Here is a 13,950-nt window from a genome sequence, read left to right as displayed (position 1 = left end):
TCTAGTCGCCCGGCTTGTCCGCCGTGCCCATGTAGAGGATGGCGGTCAGCGGCAGGCGACCAAAGGTCAGGTCCCCGCGGCGGTTGATCCCGCGGGGACCCAGGCCGGTAAAGGGCCCTGCAACCAGGCCGGCGTTATCGAGTGCCGTCCGCAGCTCGTCGGGCCGGATGAAAAGCGCCGGATCGTGTGTCCCCCGCGGCAGCAGACGCAGGATGTCCTCGGCAACCGTGATGGTCGCGAGCCGTGCCAGGGCGTTGCGATTGATGGTGTCGAACAGGAAACGGCCGCCCGGCTTCAACACCCGATATACCTCCGCGAGCACCTGCCCGAGATCCTGCACATGCTCGAGCACATCGACGCAGACCACGGCGTCGTAACGGCCGTCAGAGTAGGGCAGTGACTCGCCGACGCCCACATCGTAATCGATCGAACGGTTGTTTTCGCGGGCATGCGCCCGGGCCGCCTCGATCGCCTCGGTGGCCGGATCGATGCCGGTGACACGGGCGCCACGGTCGGCCAGTGCTTCGGCCATGAAGCCACCGGCACAGCCGAGGTCGAGCACCGTTTGATCGGCCCAGTCGAACTGTCGATCCATCCACGAGAGCCGCCCGGGGACCAGGTTTTTAAGCGTTCGAACCCAGCGGATGTCGTCCGACCACCACCGATCGGCAACCGCGTCGTAAATGTCCAGATTATTCCGCATGCGTGTCTCCCGAACCGGATCGAATTCCGGGGATGGCGTAGGGAACCGCGGCCCGGTAGCGGGCAAAGCGCTCACCGTAGCGCCTGCTGAAACGCCGTTCCTTGAGGCGCGGTGCCAGCAGGCAGTATGCCGTATAACTGACCGCCAGCAGCAACTGATCGGGGGTCCAGACGGGTACTGTCCACAGCGTCAGGGCGAAGGCGACGTAGATCGGCTGCCGGATGAGCCGGAAGAGTCCCCGCGTGGGCATGTCCGGAAAGCGCGGCGTGATCTTTGCCAGTAGCGACATCCACCCCAGTGCCCCGGACTGGACCTCGAGGCCGGCGTCGAAGGTCGCCTTCATGAGCAGTAACCACGACAGCGCGTAGGCGCCGCAGACTGCCCAGAAGATCGTCCCTTCCGCCTGCCACCAGATAATGCCGGAGGGCGTCCACAGCGTGAAAAGGATCAGCAGCTGGATCGAGGCGATCAATGCGAAGGTCGTACTGGCCAGCCGGCCGCCGTGCGGCCCCGGCACCAGTCGCGACAACCATCGCCCGCCGCGCCGCGACAGCAGCAGGGAGTGGCCCAGCGGGAACTGGATGATCAGCAGCAGGTTCACCGCCCAGGCCCACGGCTGCGGGACCTGGCCGAAGCTCACGCTCATGCCGTGGAACATGGCGATGATCATCGCGAGGACGCCGGCGGCAAATAGCAGGTGGGTCACTGCACCGATGCTTAGCGCCAGCGAGATGCGACCGGCCCCGGCGGGTGGGCGCAGGGCTGCCTTGATCAGCTGCAACATTCCGGCGACACGCGGGTCCGAGAGCATGCAATCACTCCACAGTGACAATTAGAATCAAACCTATGACACGACCGGAGCGGGGAAAGATTCCGATGCGTGCAAAGCCACTGGACGATACGACGACCCATGAGGTCATTGAAATGGCACTCAGTGACGACTGTCGGTTCGAGAGTATCCGGTGGCTACACGGCCTGGGGCCCGACGAGGTCAAGGCGCTGATGAAAAAGGAACTCAAGCCCGGCAGCTACCGCGCCTGGCGCCGGCGGGTGCGCCGCTTTACCGACCGCAGAGAGACGTATAAATGACCGACGAATTGCACGAGTGGGCCCGATCGCTTGACACGCTACAGGAGCAGGCCTGGAAGCGCCTGGGTCGGGGTGTTGCCGATCGCCGGGCACCGGCACGGCACCCGACGCTGGCGACCGTCGACCGCGAGGGCATGCCACAGGCGCGGACGGTGGTGTTGCGGGCCGCGGATCGGGACCGGGCCAGTTTAAGCGTCTATACGGATCGCTATGCGGATAAGGTCGATGAGGTCAGTGCCCATCCTTACGCGGCGGTGCATGTCTGGGACAACACGGCTCACTTGCAGCTGCGGCTGATGGGGGAAGTCGTGATCCACACCGGCAACGCCATTGAGCCAACCTGGGCGCAGCTCTCGGAGCATGCGAGGAAGTGCTACGGCTTCTCGCCAACGTCCGGGCAGTCGGTGTCCGAGGCGCTTGCGTACGACGTCCAGCCCGACTCCGGTTCATTCGCGATACTGGAACTAGTGATTCAGCGCATGGATGTGCTGCATCTGGGTCACCGACATCGTCGCGCGCAGTTCAGCCGTGTGGATGACTGGAACGGGCAGTGGGTGGTGCCGTAGGCTGTTCATCACTGCGCATATTCAATGCGGCCCTGGACCATAACAAAAGCGAAGGAATCTCCGTTTTGACACAATCTGATACTACCGATTACCTCGAGCCGTGGGATCGTCAGACCCACGTCGCCAATTTGCAATCCGCGGATGTCGACGTCCTGATTGTCGGCGGCGGCGCGAGTGGTGTGGGCGTTGCCCTTGATGCACTCAGCCGCGGCCTGACGGTCGCGCTGGTGGATCGGCAGGATTTCATGGCTGGAAGCTCCAGCCGCTCGACGAAGTTGATCCACGGCGGCGTGCGCTATCTGGAGCAGGCGTTCAAGGGGCTCGATATCGGCAAATATCAGCTCGTCAAGGAAGCCCTGGCCGAGCGCAAACGCATGCTCAACATGGCGCCGCACCTCGCCTGGCCGCTAACGCTGATTACGCCCGTCAAGGGTTGGCTGGGCATCCCCTACTACTACGCCGGGCTATGGCTCTACGAGCGGCTTTCCGGCTCCGAGCGTCTGGGGAAGGCGGGCATCGAGAGCAAGGCGGCCATCCAGCGAGCCTGCCCCACGTTGAAGCTCGATCAGCTCAAGGGTGGTGTCAGCTACATGGACGGCCAGTTCGATGACGCCCGTTTCGGCATATCCATGGTTCGCTCCGCCATCGAGCAGGGCGCCAGCGTGCTCAATCACACCAGCGTCGACGAGCTCATGAAGGATGACGAGGGCCGGGTGTGCGGTGCCCGGTGTACCGATCATATCGGCGGCGAGGCGCTGACGATCAACGCCAAGGTCGTGGTCAATTGCACCGGCCCGTGGACGGATCATCTCCGGCACATGGCCGATCCCGATGCCGAGTCCCTGATGAGCGTATCCAGCGGCGTCCATGTGGCCTTCGACAAGGAAATGCTGCCCGAGGGGCACGGCATCCTGGTGCCGGAGACCGACGACGGTCGCGTGCTCTTCATCCTGCCCTGGCTCGGCAAGACCATTGTCGGCACCACGGATCAAAAGGCAGAGCTCACCGACGATCCGGCGGCCACGGACGAGGAAATCGATTACATCATCGAGCAGGTCAACGGGTGGCTTAACGAATCGCTTACCCGGGATGAGGTCAGCGCCACCTACTCGGGGCTAAGGCCGCTGGTGAGTCAGCCCGGCGCCGAGTCGACGTCGCAGCTCAGTCGCGATCACGTCATTCTCAATGAAAAGGGTCTGATGACGCTGACGGGCGGTAAGTGGACCACCTGGCGGCGCATGGCCGAAGACCTGATGGATCAGCTGGCGGCGGCGAATCCCGAGCTCAACGCCGGTGCGTGTGGCACGTACGATCTGCGCCTGCCGGGCGCCAACGGCGATAAGCAGGCCGCGAAGGGCGCGATCGAGGGACTGCCCGACGATATCGCCGCACACCTGTGGGAGGCCTACGGCGATCGCGCGCACGTGGTGCTGCAGCAGGGAACGACCGATCGGCTCGTCGCCAACCTGCCGTACATCCAGGCCGAGCTGGGCTGGGCGGTCAATTACGAGGGCGCGTGCCACGTCGACGATATCCTCTATCGGCGAATGCGCGTCGGGATGCTTGATTCAGCGGGCACCAACGCGCTGCGTTCCGAGGCCGAGGCCGCACTAAAGACGGCTTGACCATTCTTGATAATCAGGACGAGTCGTCAAACTCGTGAGAAAGAGTTCAAGGCGATCTAGTACTCATCGACACAAATGGTTTGCCGGCCTGGCACAGCCTGTGATAAACCGATCACGTGAAAACAGAACGAAAAAAACAGTGCTCGACGTACGCCTCCGAATAGCGAGGCCGGGGAGTGCACCGAGAGACGCATAAGTCAAAATAGCGGAGGAGAGAACCGATGACCGATTCCACGGTTAATAACGCAAAGCGGGATTCTGAGCAGCCTGACGGTTCCCGGCGCAAACTTCTGAAGGGCGGTCTTGCCGCGGCCGGTGGTGTCGCTGCCGGCACAACGCTGCTCGGTGCGCCGTATGTCAACGCGCAGGCACCCCTTGTCCTCAAGATGCAGACAGCCTGGGGCGGCGGCAATATCTGGAATGATTTCGCCCGTCAGTACGTCGATCGGGTCGAGAGTATGTCGGGAGGGCGCATCCAGATCGATCTTTTGCCCGCCGGTGCCATTGTAAAGGCTTTCCAGGTGATCGATGCGGTCAGTGATGGCATTATCGATATCGGCCATGACGTGCCGGTGTACTGGTATGGCAAGAACAAAGCGGCATCCCTGTTCGGCACCGGTCCGGTCTGGGGCGGTGATGCCACTAACATGATGGCCTGGTGGTACGCCGGTGGTGGCCGTGAGCTCTACCGCGAGCTGACACAGGACATTATGGGCCTGAATGTCGTCGGCTACTTCGGCTTCCCCATGCCGTCGCAGCCCTTTGGCTGGTTCAAGAACAGTGACGTTACCGCCGTCTCGGATATCCAGGGCCTCAAATACCGCACGGTCGGTCTTGCTGCGGATCTGCTCCAGGAAATGGGTATGTCGGTCGCGCAGCTCCCCGGCGGTGAAATCGTCCCGGCCATGGAGCGCGGTGTCATTGACGCCTTCGAGTTCAATAATCCGTCCTCCGATAAGGACTTCGGCGCTCAGGACGTGGCCAAGAACTACTACCTCGGCTCGTACCATCAGGCCAGCGAGTCGTTCGAGTGGTTATTCAACCGCGACATGCTCGAGAGCATCGACAGCGACCTGCAGTCGATCCTCCTGCACGCAGTGGAGGCCACCTCGACGATAAATACGGCGACAGCACTCGATCGTTATTCGTCCGACCTCCAGTCGCTGCAGGACGAGTCGGGTGTCACCGTGCACCGGACCTCTGATGAAATCCTCTCGGCTCAGCTCGAGGCCTGGGACGCCCTGATTCCAACGCTGGAAGAGGACAGCTTCATGCGCCGCGTGATGGAGAGCCAGAAAGAGTGGGTGGAGCGTACCGTGTTCTACGAGCTCATGAACCAGCCGGATCTGCAGCTCGCCTACGAGCACTTCTTCCCCGGTCGGCTCAACATGTAAGGCGGCCAGTTCGCCAGGCGGACTGCCTCGGTCGAGGGGCCGGGGCAGTTCTGTTTCTATCGCCGGGATTGAGAGTGATCCATGCTTCAGGTCATCCACACGATCGATCGGTTCACGACGTGGGTCGGGCGCAGTTTCGCCTGGCTCATTCTGCTAATGGCCTTCGGCATGGGCTACGAGGTGGTGGCGCGCTACGTGTTCAGCGCGCCGACGGCCTGGGCCTATGACATGTCCTACATCCTCTACGGCACGCTGTTCATGATGGGCGGTGCCTACACGCTCTCCCGTAACGCCCATGTGCGCGGAGACTTTCTCTATCGTCTCTGGAGACCGCGGATACAGGCGACGGTCGAGCTCGTACTGTATTTCATCTTTTTCCTTCCCGGAGTGCTCGCTCTGGTGTTCGCCGGCTGGAAGTATGCCGGGCGCTCGTGGCGCTACATGGAGACGAGTAATTTCTCACCGGCCGGTGTGCCCATTTTCCACTTCAAGACGATATTGGTCGTCGGCGGCGTGCTATTGCTCATTCAAGGGGTCGCGCAGGTCTGCCGCTGTCTTGTCTGCCTTCGTTCGGGTGAGTGGCCGGCCGATGTGCGCGATGTCGCCGAGCTCGAGGATCAGCTGCTTGAGAGTGGTGGCAAGGACTACGTGGACGAGTCACCGGCGAGCCCGTTGAGCCTGGGGAGGACTGAGCGATGACCGATCCCCAAATCGGGATTATGATGCTGGCGGTTTTCATCCTCTGCATCTTCCTGGGCTTCCCGATCGCCTTCACGCTGATGGCGCTGGGCATCGGCTTTGGGTATTTCGCCTATTTCGACGCAGGTCGCATGTGGCGCGGCTATGAACGTCTGGTGGAGCAGGGCGAGCAGGGCTGGCAGGTCTGGCAGGCCTACATCGAAGGGTTCGTGAATAACCGTATCTTCGATTTGTTCGTGAACCAGACCTACTCGGTCATGGCCAACGAGGTCCTGACCGCGGTACCGCTCTTCCTGTTCATGGGCTATATCGTTGAGCGCTCGAATATTGTCGAGCGGCTGTTCTCGACGCTCTATATCGCTGCGCGCCGTGTTCCGGGGGCAATGGGCGTAGCTGCGCTGATCACCTGTACGCTCTTCGCCACCGCGACCGGTATCGTCGGTGCAGTGGTCACGCTGATGGGACTGCTGGCCCTGCCGGCAATGCTCAATGCACGCTACGACCAGTCATTCGCCTCGGGCGTAATCTGCGCCGGCGGCACGCTGGGCATCCTGATTCCGCCCTCGATCATGCTGATTGTCTACGCAGCGGCGACCGGGACGTCCATCGTTCGACTCTATGCCGGCGCGCTCTTGCCGGGGTTGCTGCTAGCGGGACTGTATATCGCCTATATCGTCATACGCAGCATCGTGCAGCCTTCGGCGGCGCCTAAACCAACCAATGACGAGGTCGGCGACGTTCCTCTGGGCAAGCTGCTGGTCATGATCGTGACCTCGTTCGTGCCGCTCGCGGTACTGATCCTGGCGGTGCTGGGGTCGATTCTGTTTGGCTTGGCAACGCCGACCGAGGCGGCCTCGATCGGCGCTCTTGGAGGCCTGCTGCTAGCTGCCGTGTACCGTGCACTGACCTGGGAGAGGCTGCGCGAGTCGGTCTATCTCACGCTCAAGACCACCGCCATGGTGTGCTGGCTTTTCGTTGGCTCGTGGACGTTCTCCTCGGTGTTCTCGTATCTCGGTGGCGAGCAGCTGATCACCGAGTTCGTCACCGGGCTTAATCTGAACACGCTAACCTTCCTGATCCTGGCGCAGCTCATCATCTTCCTGCTCGGCTGGCCGTTGGAGTGGTCGGAGATCATTATCATCTTCGTGCCTATCTTTCTGCCGCTGCTGGAGATTTTCGGTGTTGATCCGCTGTTTTTCGGCATCCTGGTGGCGCTCAATCTCCAAACGTCGTTCCTCACGCCACCAATGGCGATGTCAGCCTATTATCTGAAGGGGATCGCACCGCCATCGGTGCAATTAGTGCAGATATTTAAAGGCTGTATGCCATTTCTGCTATTCGTGCTGGTGGCAATGGTGTTGCTCTACAACTTCCCGCAGCTTGTCTACTGGCTACCGGATACGATCTATGGCTAAACGTATCGCGATGGGAGAACCCGCCGATCTGTCGGCCAGTGAGGCGCTCGAATTGATGAGCGAGGGGGCGCTTTCTGCGCAGGCGCTTACCGAGGCGTGCCTTGACCGGATCGAAGCGGTCGATCCGCAAATCCATGCGTGGGCCCAGACCGACCGGCGTCGGGCCGTTTTCGAGGCTCGTGCGCGTGATCGACGGCGTGCTGACGGGCTGCCATTGTCGGCGATGCATGGCATACCGGTCGGGTTAAAGGACATTATCGATGTCCAGGGGTTCGCGACCGGCAACGGGATACCCCGAGACGCGGATAACCGGCCGACGGAAGATGCCAGCATCGTCCGACGCCTGCGCGACGCCGGTGCGGTTATCGTCGGCAAGACGGTCACCACGGAGCTCGCCTACTTCCATCCGGGGGCTACCCGGAATCCGCATGACCCCGAGCGCACCCCGGGCGGCTCGTCGAGTGGCTCGGCGGCAGCGGTGGCTGCCGGCATGGTGCCGTTCGCGGTGGGTACGCAGACCAACGGCTCGGTGATTCGGCCTGCGTCTTTCTGCGGCGTGGTCGGCTATAAACCCAGCTACGGTACGGTGCCGCGGACCGGGATTCTGCGTGCGGCGCCGAGTCTGGATCAGGTTGGTTTCTTTGCCCGCCGCGTCGAAGACGTTGCCCTCGCTGGCGAGTTGATGGGCCCGGATGATCGCGACCCGGATTATCGCCTGAACCCCGGGCCATTACTCACAACGACGCTCTCGGAGCCGCCGCTGGCGCCTGACCTTGCCATGGTCGAGACGCCTTTCTGGGATCGCACTGATGCGGATACCCGGGATGGCTTTGCCGAGCTGCTCGAGGTCCTGGGTGTGCATGGCACAGCCGCCGAACTGCCGGAGGTGTTCGGCCGGGGGGCAGGCTGGCTGGCGACGGTGATGGCCGCGGAGATGGCACGCAATCTCGGTCACTATGCCGATGCCGATCCCGTCAGCGCCGCCTTCCAGGCCCTTGTCGAGCAGGGCCGGTCGATTCATGCGGTGGATTATCTGGCGGCCCGGGATATGCAGGCGATCATGCGCGACTCGCTCGAACCGCTTTTCGAGCGCTTTGACGCTATTCTGACTCCGGCCGCACCTGGCGAGGCGCCGCGTGATCTCAACTCTACCGGAGACCCGATTTTCTCGACGCTGTGGACCTTTTGCGGACTACCCGCGGTGACGCTTCCCCTGCTGGCGGGAGAGAACGGACTACCTATCGGCGTTCAGCTGATCGGTCCATACGGGCAGGATGCGAAGCTTCTGCGAACCGCGCGCTGGCTGACGCGCCTGTGCGCTTCCAAAGTGGAGGAGTCGGGATGATTGATCGGGTCATGGCCATTATCAGCCTGCTTATGCTCTTCGCCTTTCTTGTCGTGGTGCCGATTTTTGTTCCGCACATCGAGCTCATTATCGTGGTGACCGGCTGTGCGCTGCTTGCAAGCTATGATGTCTGGCGAAATCTCGCCTCGCAGAGAAAGTAGCCGGATGGCCGGCTGCTACTCGATTGTCTCGAGGGCCGCCAGGGCGGCCGTATAATCCGCTTCCTGGCGAATCTCCGGGACCAGCTCGGTGTGGATTACAAGGTTGTTCCGGTCCAGCACCAGCACGGCACGAGCGGCCAGCCCCGCCATGGGACCGTCGAGCTGGAGCACTCCGTAATCGGTGGCAAAACGGTGGTCGCGCATCATGGAAAGCGCCTCGACACCCTCGATACCCTCGGTCTCGCAAAACCGGGCGGCGGCGAACGGCAGATCCGCCGAGATGTTGAGGACGACGGTATCTGCGAGGGCCGCGGCGCGAACATTGAACTGCCGGGCGGACATGGCGCAGGTCGGGGTATCGAGACTGGGTACGATGCTGAGCACCTTGCGTTTGCCTGCGTAATCGGCGAGCGTCGCATCGCTGAGATCCGTGCGAGTGAGGCAGAAATCCGGGGCGATCGTACCGATACGCGGGAGTTCGCCGCTCAGGTGAATGGTTTCGCCGAGGCGCGTGACGGTCGTCATGGCTCCCTCCCGGTTCTTCAATGTGGTGAGTAAGGCTGCAAGCTCTAGGCAGTGTCGGGATGGGGTCAATAATAACCGGGAAGAGTCATAAGCGGCAGCCCATATCGTCCTGCCTCGCCACATACACGTCGGTGCCGGATACACTACCGCCTAACAATAAAGTTATTGAGCCGAGCAGGAATGACAACCACTGTCACTGCCCGGCAGGAGGAGAAAACCATGTCCGAAGTTCGTACTGCGACAGAATCCGTGCCGCAAATCCATCATTACATCAATGGCACCACCCTGCAGCAGGATGGCGGTCGCAGCCTGGCGGTTCATGATCCGGCGAAGGGCGCAGTTAGCGCGCACCTGGCTCTGGCTGACACCGCGATGACCCGGCGGGCAATCCAGGCAGCCAGCGAAGCCCTGCCAACGTGGTCCGCGATGACACCGCTCAATCGTGCCCGGGTCATGTTCCGCTACAAGGCGCTCATCGAGGCGCATTTCGAGGAGATCGCCCAGCTGATCACCCGGGAGCACGGCAAGGTGATCGAGGACGCACGCGGCGAGCTCACTCGTGGTCTCGAGATTGTCGAGTTCGCCTGCGGCGCGCCGCACCTGCTCAAGGGTGAGCATTCGCTCAACGTGGGTAACGGCGTCGACAGTTACAGCATGATGCAGCCCGTCGGGGTATGTGCCGGCATTACTCCGTTCAACTTCCCGGCCATGGTCCCCATGTGGATGTTCCCGGTGGCTCTGGTGTGCGGCAACACGTTCGTGCTCAAGCCCTCCGAAAAGGATCCGTCGGTGCCCATGTACCTCGCGGAGCTCATGACGGAAGCCGGTGCGCCGAACGGCGTGCTGAACGTCGTTAACGGGGACAAGGAAGCCGTTGATACCCTGCTGACGGATCCGGATGTCTCGGCAATCAGTTTTGTGGGCTCCACGCCGATTGCCGAGCACGTCTACTCGACGGGGAGCGCCCACGGCAAGCGCGTGCAGGCGCTGGGCGGCGCCAAGAATCATATGGTCATCATGCCCGATGCCGATCTGGAAGGAGCCGTGGAGGCCCTTCTGGGCGCTGCCTATGGTTCTGCAGGCGAGCGCTGCATGGCGATCTCCGTCGCCGTGGTGGTCGGCGACGCGATCGGCGACCGCCTGGTGGATCATCTCAAACCGCGCGTCCAGACCTTGAAGATCGGCGATGGTCTGGCCGAGAAGGGTCTGGAGATGGGGCCACTCGTGACCCGCGAGCATCGGGACAACGTGCATCGCTACGTGGATCTCGGCGAGCAAGAGGGCGCGACCATGGTGGTGGATGGCCGTCAGCGGGAATTCCGGGGGGAAGATGGCTACTTCCTGGGCGGTACGCTCTTCGATCACGTCAAAACGGATATGCGTATTTACACGGACGAAATTTTCGGGCCAGTGCTATGTGTCGTCCGTGTGCCGGACTATGAGTCGGCAGTGGCGTTGGTCAATGAGAACGAATTCGGCAACGGCACGGCCATTTTTACCCGCGATGGCGACGCCGCCCGGCAATTCACCAGTGACGTACAGGCCGGCATGGTGGGTGTGAACGTCCCGATTCCAGTGCCCATGGCCTTTCACAGTTTCGGCGGCTGGAAGCGATCACTGTTCGGCCCGCTGCATATGCACGGGCCGGATGGCATCCGTTTCTACACGCAGATGAAAACGGTAACCGCGCGCTGGCCGAAGGGAGTGCGTGCGGGTTCGGCCTTCAACATGCCGACCATGGAGTGATGCCGGCCGTGGACGCCACTGGCTGCCTCCATTCGAGTAGGTTTGACGCCACGACCTCCTGAGATATATTCGAAAGAACGAGTGAGGAGAGAAGCATAATGCCGGCCAATGCATTGTTCCGCGCGGAAGATTTGCGCTTCGATGTGGATATTGATCCGCTCATCGAGTCGCTCCGGCAGGTTCTGCCGGACCAGGGGTTGATCGTTCATGAGCAAGGGCTGCGCGCCTATGAATGCGATGGCCTTGCTCCCTATAAACAACTGCCCCGTCTCGTGGTTGTCCCGGAGACCGTTGAACAGGTTCAGACCGTGCTGCGGCTCTGTTATGACGCAGGCGTCCCGGTGGTGACCCGGGGCTCCGGGACGAGCCTCTCCGGTGGGTCTCTCCCGCACCCCCAGGGCGTGCTCCTGGCCATGGGCAAATTCAACCGGATCCGTGAAATCGACCGTCATCGGCGAATTGCCCGCGTCGAGCCGGGAGTCCGCAACCTGACAATTACAGAGGCGGCCGCTCCCTACGGGCTTTATTACGCACCGGATCCTTCATCGCAGATTGCCTGCTCGATCGGTGGCAACGTCGGCGAGAACGCCGGCGGCGTTCACTGCCTGAAATACGGCCTGACCGTCCACAATGTCCTCGCGCTCAAGGTCATCACCATGGAAGGCGAGATCACGACCATCGGGTCCGAGGCGCTGGATAGCCCGGGACTTGACCTACTCGCGCTGATGCATGGTTCCGAGGGCATGCTGGGGGTCATCGTCGAGGTGACCGTCAAGCTGCTGCCCAACCCCCTGACCAAGCAAGTGCTAATGGCGTCGTTTGCGGATGTCGGATCCGGTGGCCAAGCTGTTGCCGGGTTGATTGCCCGAGGGATTATCCCGGGCGGGCTGGAGATGATGGATGGCGCGGCAATCCAGGCGGCTGAAGATTTCGTTCACGCCGGTTATGACACCGACGCCGCCGCGATTCTCATTTGCGAGCTCGACGGTAGCGAGGCAGAAGTCGCCGACCAGATAAAGGCCGTTGATGAATGCCTGCGGGACCATGGCGCCACCCGTATCCAGCTGGCGGCAGATGATCAGGAAAAGGCCCGCTTCTGGGCCGGACGCAAGGCGGCGTTCCCTGCCGTCGGTCGCATCTCGCCGGATTATTACTGCATGGACGGCACGATCCCCCGCAAGCAGCTCGCGTATGTCCTGCAACGCATCAGCGAAATCAGCGCGGCGCAGGCGCTGGAGACGGTCAACGTCTTCCATGCCGGCGACGGGAATCTCCACCCGTTGATTCTCTTTGACGGTAACCAGCCCGGCCAGCTCGAGGCGGCTGAGCGGGTAGGTAGCGCTATCCTGCAGCTTTGCGTCGAAGTTGGCGGTACGGTAACCGGCGAGCATGGCGTCGGTGTCGAGAAAATCAACGAGATGTGCGTGCAATTCGCCAGCGCCGAGATCGAGCAATTCCACGGTATCAAGGCGGCCTTCGACGAAAAGGGTCTGCTCAATCCGGGTAAAGCCATCCCCACACTGAATCGGTGTGCCGAGTTCGGCCATCTGCACGTGCACAACGGCGAGCTGCCTCATCCCGAGCTGGAAAGGCTTTAATGGCGGGAACCAACCAGACTGAAGAGCTTCGCGGGCAGGTGGTGGCCGCGGCCGAGCAGGGCGAAGCCTTGTCGATCATCGGCGGGGGAAGTAAGCAGTTCTACGGCAATCCTGTGCAAGGCAGGGTGCTGGATGTCAGCGGGCATCGCGGGATTATCACCTACGAGCCCACCGAACTTGTGCTGACGGCGCGCGCGGGCACGCCGATCGCCGAGATCGAGGACGCGCTGAACGCCGAGGGACAGCGTCTGGCCTTCGAGCCACCTCACTTCGACGGTGGCGCCACGCTGGGCGGCGCGGTCGCGGCGGGACTCGCCGGGCCCCGGCGTCCCTATGGGGGTGCGGTTCGCGACATGGTGCTGGGCCTGCGGTTGATCAATGGGCGTGGCGAGTTAATGCGGTTCGGCGGCGAGGTCATGAAAAACGTCGCAGGGTACGATGTCGCGCGGCTGAATACCGGTGCCCTGGGGACACTCGGTGTTATCACCGAGGTCTCGCTCAAGGTTCTTCCATCACCGGCAGCCCGGGCAACATTGCAGCTTCGGGCCGAGCCTGCCCAATGTCATGACCTGAGCGAGGAGTGGCTGCGGAACGGCCGTCCCCTGAGCGGGATGGTTCATGATGGCGGAGCGTTATACGCACGTTTCGAAGGCACGACCTCGGCGGTCGATGACGCGATGGCGGCCATTGAGGGTGAGGCGCTGGAACCGGCAGTCGCGGATGCGCTCTGGCAATCCATTCGTGACCATAGCCACGCATTTTTTGCCGAGGGCGAGGCGCCCCTCTGGCGGGTTTCCCTGCCGCCGGCCTCGGCCCCGACATCGTTCGGCGACCACGTTTTTATCGATTGGTCCGGTCAACAACTCTGGCTGCGGAGCCAACCTGACCCGGAGGCCCTTCGTGCCCAGGCCGCCGCCCAGGGCGGTAGCGCAACCCTGTTCCGCGGACGAATCGAGGGCGTCGACGCCTTTCCGGCCCTTGATCCCGTCCAGAGCCGCCTGCATCGGAGCATCAAAAGGGCCTTTGATCCCCAGGGTATCCTCAACCCCGGTCGACTCTATTCCGACGTGGAGATGGGCTGAAC

General features: G+C 62.2%; 14 protein-coding genes. 11 read left to right on the top strand and 3 right to left on the bottom strand.

Annotated features, from left to right (window positions below):
• Position 1 precedes the first annotated feature (1 nt).
• Positions 2-703, bottom strand: coding sequence for a bifunctional 2-polyprenyl-6-hydroxyphenol methylase/3-demethylubiquinol 3-O-methyltransferase UbiG (gene ubiG, locus EV698_RS05295; protein ID WP_130503084.1), 702 nt, complete (start codon positions 701-703; stop codon positions 2-4).
• On the bottom strand, positions 693-1,514 hold the full coding sequence (locus EV698_RS05290; protein ID WP_130503083.1) for a methyltransferase family protein: 822 nt from the start codon (positions 1,512-1,514) through the stop codon (positions 693-695). Before EV698_RS05290 ends, ubiG begins: the two co-directional genes overlap by 11 nt.
• 65 nt (positions 1,515-1,579) lie before the next feature.
• On the opposite strand from EV698_RS05290, the gene EV698_RS05285 reads away from it, so the two are divergent.
• From EV698_RS05285 to EV698_RS10295, 8 genes are all read left to right on the top strand, one after another.
• Positions 1,580-1,792, top strand: coding sequence for a DUF2805 domain-containing protein (locus tag EV698_RS05285; RefSeq protein WP_130503082.1), 213 nt, complete (start codon positions 1,580-1,582; stop codon positions 1,790-1,792).
• On the top strand, positions 1,789-2,358 hold the full coding sequence (locus EV698_RS05280; RefSeq protein WP_130503081.1) for a pyridoxamine 5'-phosphate oxidase family protein: 570 nt from the start codon (positions 1,789-1,791) through the stop codon (positions 2,356-2,358). The genes EV698_RS05285 and EV698_RS05280 overlap by 4 nt, the downstream gene beginning before the upstream one ends.
• A 65-nt stretch (positions 2,359-2,423) precedes the next feature.
• Positions 2,424-3,983: a glycerol-3-phosphate dehydrogenase/oxidase gene (locus EV698_RS05275; RefSeq protein WP_130503080.1), complete on the top strand. Its 1,560-nt coding sequence runs from the start codon at positions 2,424-2,426 to the stop codon at positions 3,981-3,983.
• A 221-nt stretch (positions 3,984-4,204) separates the two neighbouring features.
• Positions 4,205-5,377: a TRAP transporter substrate-binding protein gene (locus tag EV698_RS05270; protein ID WP_130503079.1), complete on the top strand. Its 1,173-nt coding sequence runs from the start codon at positions 4,205-4,207 to the stop codon at positions 5,375-5,377.
• Positions 5,378-5,458: 81 nt separating this feature from the next.
• Positions 5,459-6,076 (top strand): TRAP transporter small permease subunit, encoded by a 618-nt coding sequence (locus EV698_RS05265; protein ID WP_130503078.1) that lies wholly within the window; start codon positions 5,459-5,461, stop codon positions 6,074-6,076.
• Positions 6,073-7,491 carry a TRAP transporter large permease gene (locus tag EV698_RS05260; RefSeq protein ID WP_130503077.1) on the top strand — a complete coding sequence of 473 codons (1,419 nt, stop codon included), beginning with the start codon at positions 6,073-6,075 and terminating at the stop codon, positions 7,489-7,491. Before EV698_RS05265 ends, EV698_RS05260 begins: the two co-directional genes overlap by 4 nt.
• Positions 7,484-8,836 (top strand): amidase, encoded by a 1,353-nt coding sequence (locus tag EV698_RS05255; RefSeq protein WP_130503076.1) that lies wholly within the window; start codon positions 7,484-7,486, stop codon positions 8,834-8,836. The genes EV698_RS05260 and EV698_RS05255 overlap by 8 nt, the downstream gene beginning before the upstream one ends.
• Positions 8,833-8,997: a hypothetical protein gene (locus tag EV698_RS10295; RefSeq protein ID WP_165385730.1), complete on the top strand. Its 165-nt coding sequence runs from the start codon at positions 8,833-8,835 to the stop codon at positions 8,995-8,997. Before EV698_RS05255 ends, EV698_RS10295 begins: the two co-directional genes overlap by 4 nt.
• Before the next feature lie 15 nt (positions 8,998-9,012).
• Here the strand turns inward: EV698_RS10295 and tpx are convergent, their stop codons facing one another.
• Complete coding sequence (gene tpx, locus EV698_RS05250; protein WP_130503075.1) at positions 9,013-9,522, bottom strand: thiol peroxidase; 510 nt, start codon at positions 9,520-9,522, stop codon at positions 9,013-9,015.
• 219 nt (positions 9,523-9,741) lie between these two features.
• On the opposite strand from tpx, the gene EV698_RS05245 reads away from it, so the two are divergent.
• The 3 genes from EV698_RS05245 to glcE all read left to right on the top strand — a co-directional run bounded on the left by EV698_RS05245 (position 9,742) and on the right by glcE (position 13,948).
• Positions 9,742-11,268 (top strand): CoA-acylating methylmalonate-semialdehyde dehydrogenase, encoded by a 1,527-nt coding sequence (locus EV698_RS05245; RefSeq protein ID WP_130503074.1) that lies wholly within the window; start codon positions 9,742-9,744, stop codon positions 11,266-11,268.
• Between the two features lie 98 nt (positions 11,269-11,366).
• The gene (locus EV698_RS05240; protein WP_130503073.1) at positions 11,367-12,866 is read left to right on the top strand and encodes an FAD-linked oxidase C-terminal domain-containing protein; all 1,500 of its coding nucleotides are present in this window, start codon (positions 11,367-11,369) and stop codon (positions 12,864-12,866) included.
• On the top strand, positions 12,866-13,948 hold the full coding sequence (gene glcE / locus EV698_RS05235) for a glycolate oxidase subunit GlcE (protein WP_130503072.1): 1,083 nt from the start codon (positions 12,866-12,868) through the stop codon (positions 13,946-13,948). Before EV698_RS05240 ends, glcE begins: the two co-directional genes overlap by 1 nt.
• The last annotated feature ends 2 nt before the right edge of the window (positions 13,949-13,950 follow it).

It is taken from the genome of Spiribacter vilamensis, from assembly GCF_004217415.1.
In the GTDB taxonomy this organism is placed as follows: domain Bacteria; phylum Pseudomonadota; class Gammaproteobacteria; order Nitrococcales; family Nitrococcaceae; genus Spiribacter; species Spiribacter vilamensis.
The sequence above is the reverse complement of the archived record's forward strand: the minus strand, read 5'-3'. Positions and strand labels throughout refer to the sequence as shown.

Excerpts from the sequence above, each read along its gene's own strand:
- ubiG (WP_130503084.1), bottom strand. The coding sequence starts at position 703 with ATGCGGAATAATCTGGACATTTACGACGCGGTTGCCGATCGGTGGTGG.
- EV698_RS05290 (WP_130503083.1), bottom strand. The coding sequence starts at position 1,514 with ATGCTCTCGGACCCGCGTGTCGCCGGAATGTTGCAGCTGATCAAGGCA.
- EV698_RS05285 (WP_130503082.1), top strand. The coding sequence starts at position 1,580 with ATGCGTGCAAAGCCACTGGACGATACGACGACCCATGAGGTCATTGAA.
- EV698_RS05280 (WP_130503081.1), top strand. The coding sequence starts at position 1,789 with ATGACCGACGAATTGCACGAGTGGGCCCGATCGCTTGACACGCTACAG.
- EV698_RS05270 (WP_130503079.1), top strand. The coding sequence starts at position 4,205 with ATGACCGATTCCACGGTTAATAACGCAAAGCGGGATTCTGAGCAGCCT.
- EV698_RS05265 (WP_130503078.1), top strand. The coding sequence starts at position 5,459 with ATGCTTCAGGTCATCCACACGATCGATCGGTTCACGACGTGGGTCGGG.
- EV698_RS05260 (WP_130503077.1), top strand. The coding sequence starts at position 6,073 with ATGACCGATCCCCAAATCGGGATTATGATGCTGGCGGTTTTCATCCTC.
- EV698_RS05255 (WP_130503076.1), top strand. The coding sequence starts at position 7,484 with ATGGCTAAACGTATCGCGATGGGAGAACCCGCCGATCTGTCGGCCAGT.
- EV698_RS10295 (WP_165385730.1), top strand. The coding sequence starts at position 8,833 with ATGATTGATCGGGTCATGGCCATTATCAGCCTGCTTATGCTCTTCGCC.
- tpx (WP_130503075.1), bottom strand. The coding sequence starts at position 9,522 with ATGACGACCGTCACGCGCCTCGGCGAAACCATTCACCTGAGCGGCGAA.
- EV698_RS05245 (WP_130503074.1), top strand. The coding sequence starts at position 9,742 with ATGTCCGAAGTTCGTACTGCGACAGAATCCGTGCCGCAAATCCATCAT.
- EV698_RS05240 (WP_130503073.1), top strand. The coding sequence starts at position 11,367 with ATGCCGGCCAATGCATTGTTCCGCGCGGAAGATTTGCGCTTCGATGTG.
- glcE (WP_130503072.1), top strand. The coding sequence starts at position 12,866 with ATGGCGGGAACCAACCAGACTGAAGAGCTTCGCGGGCAGGTGGTGGCC.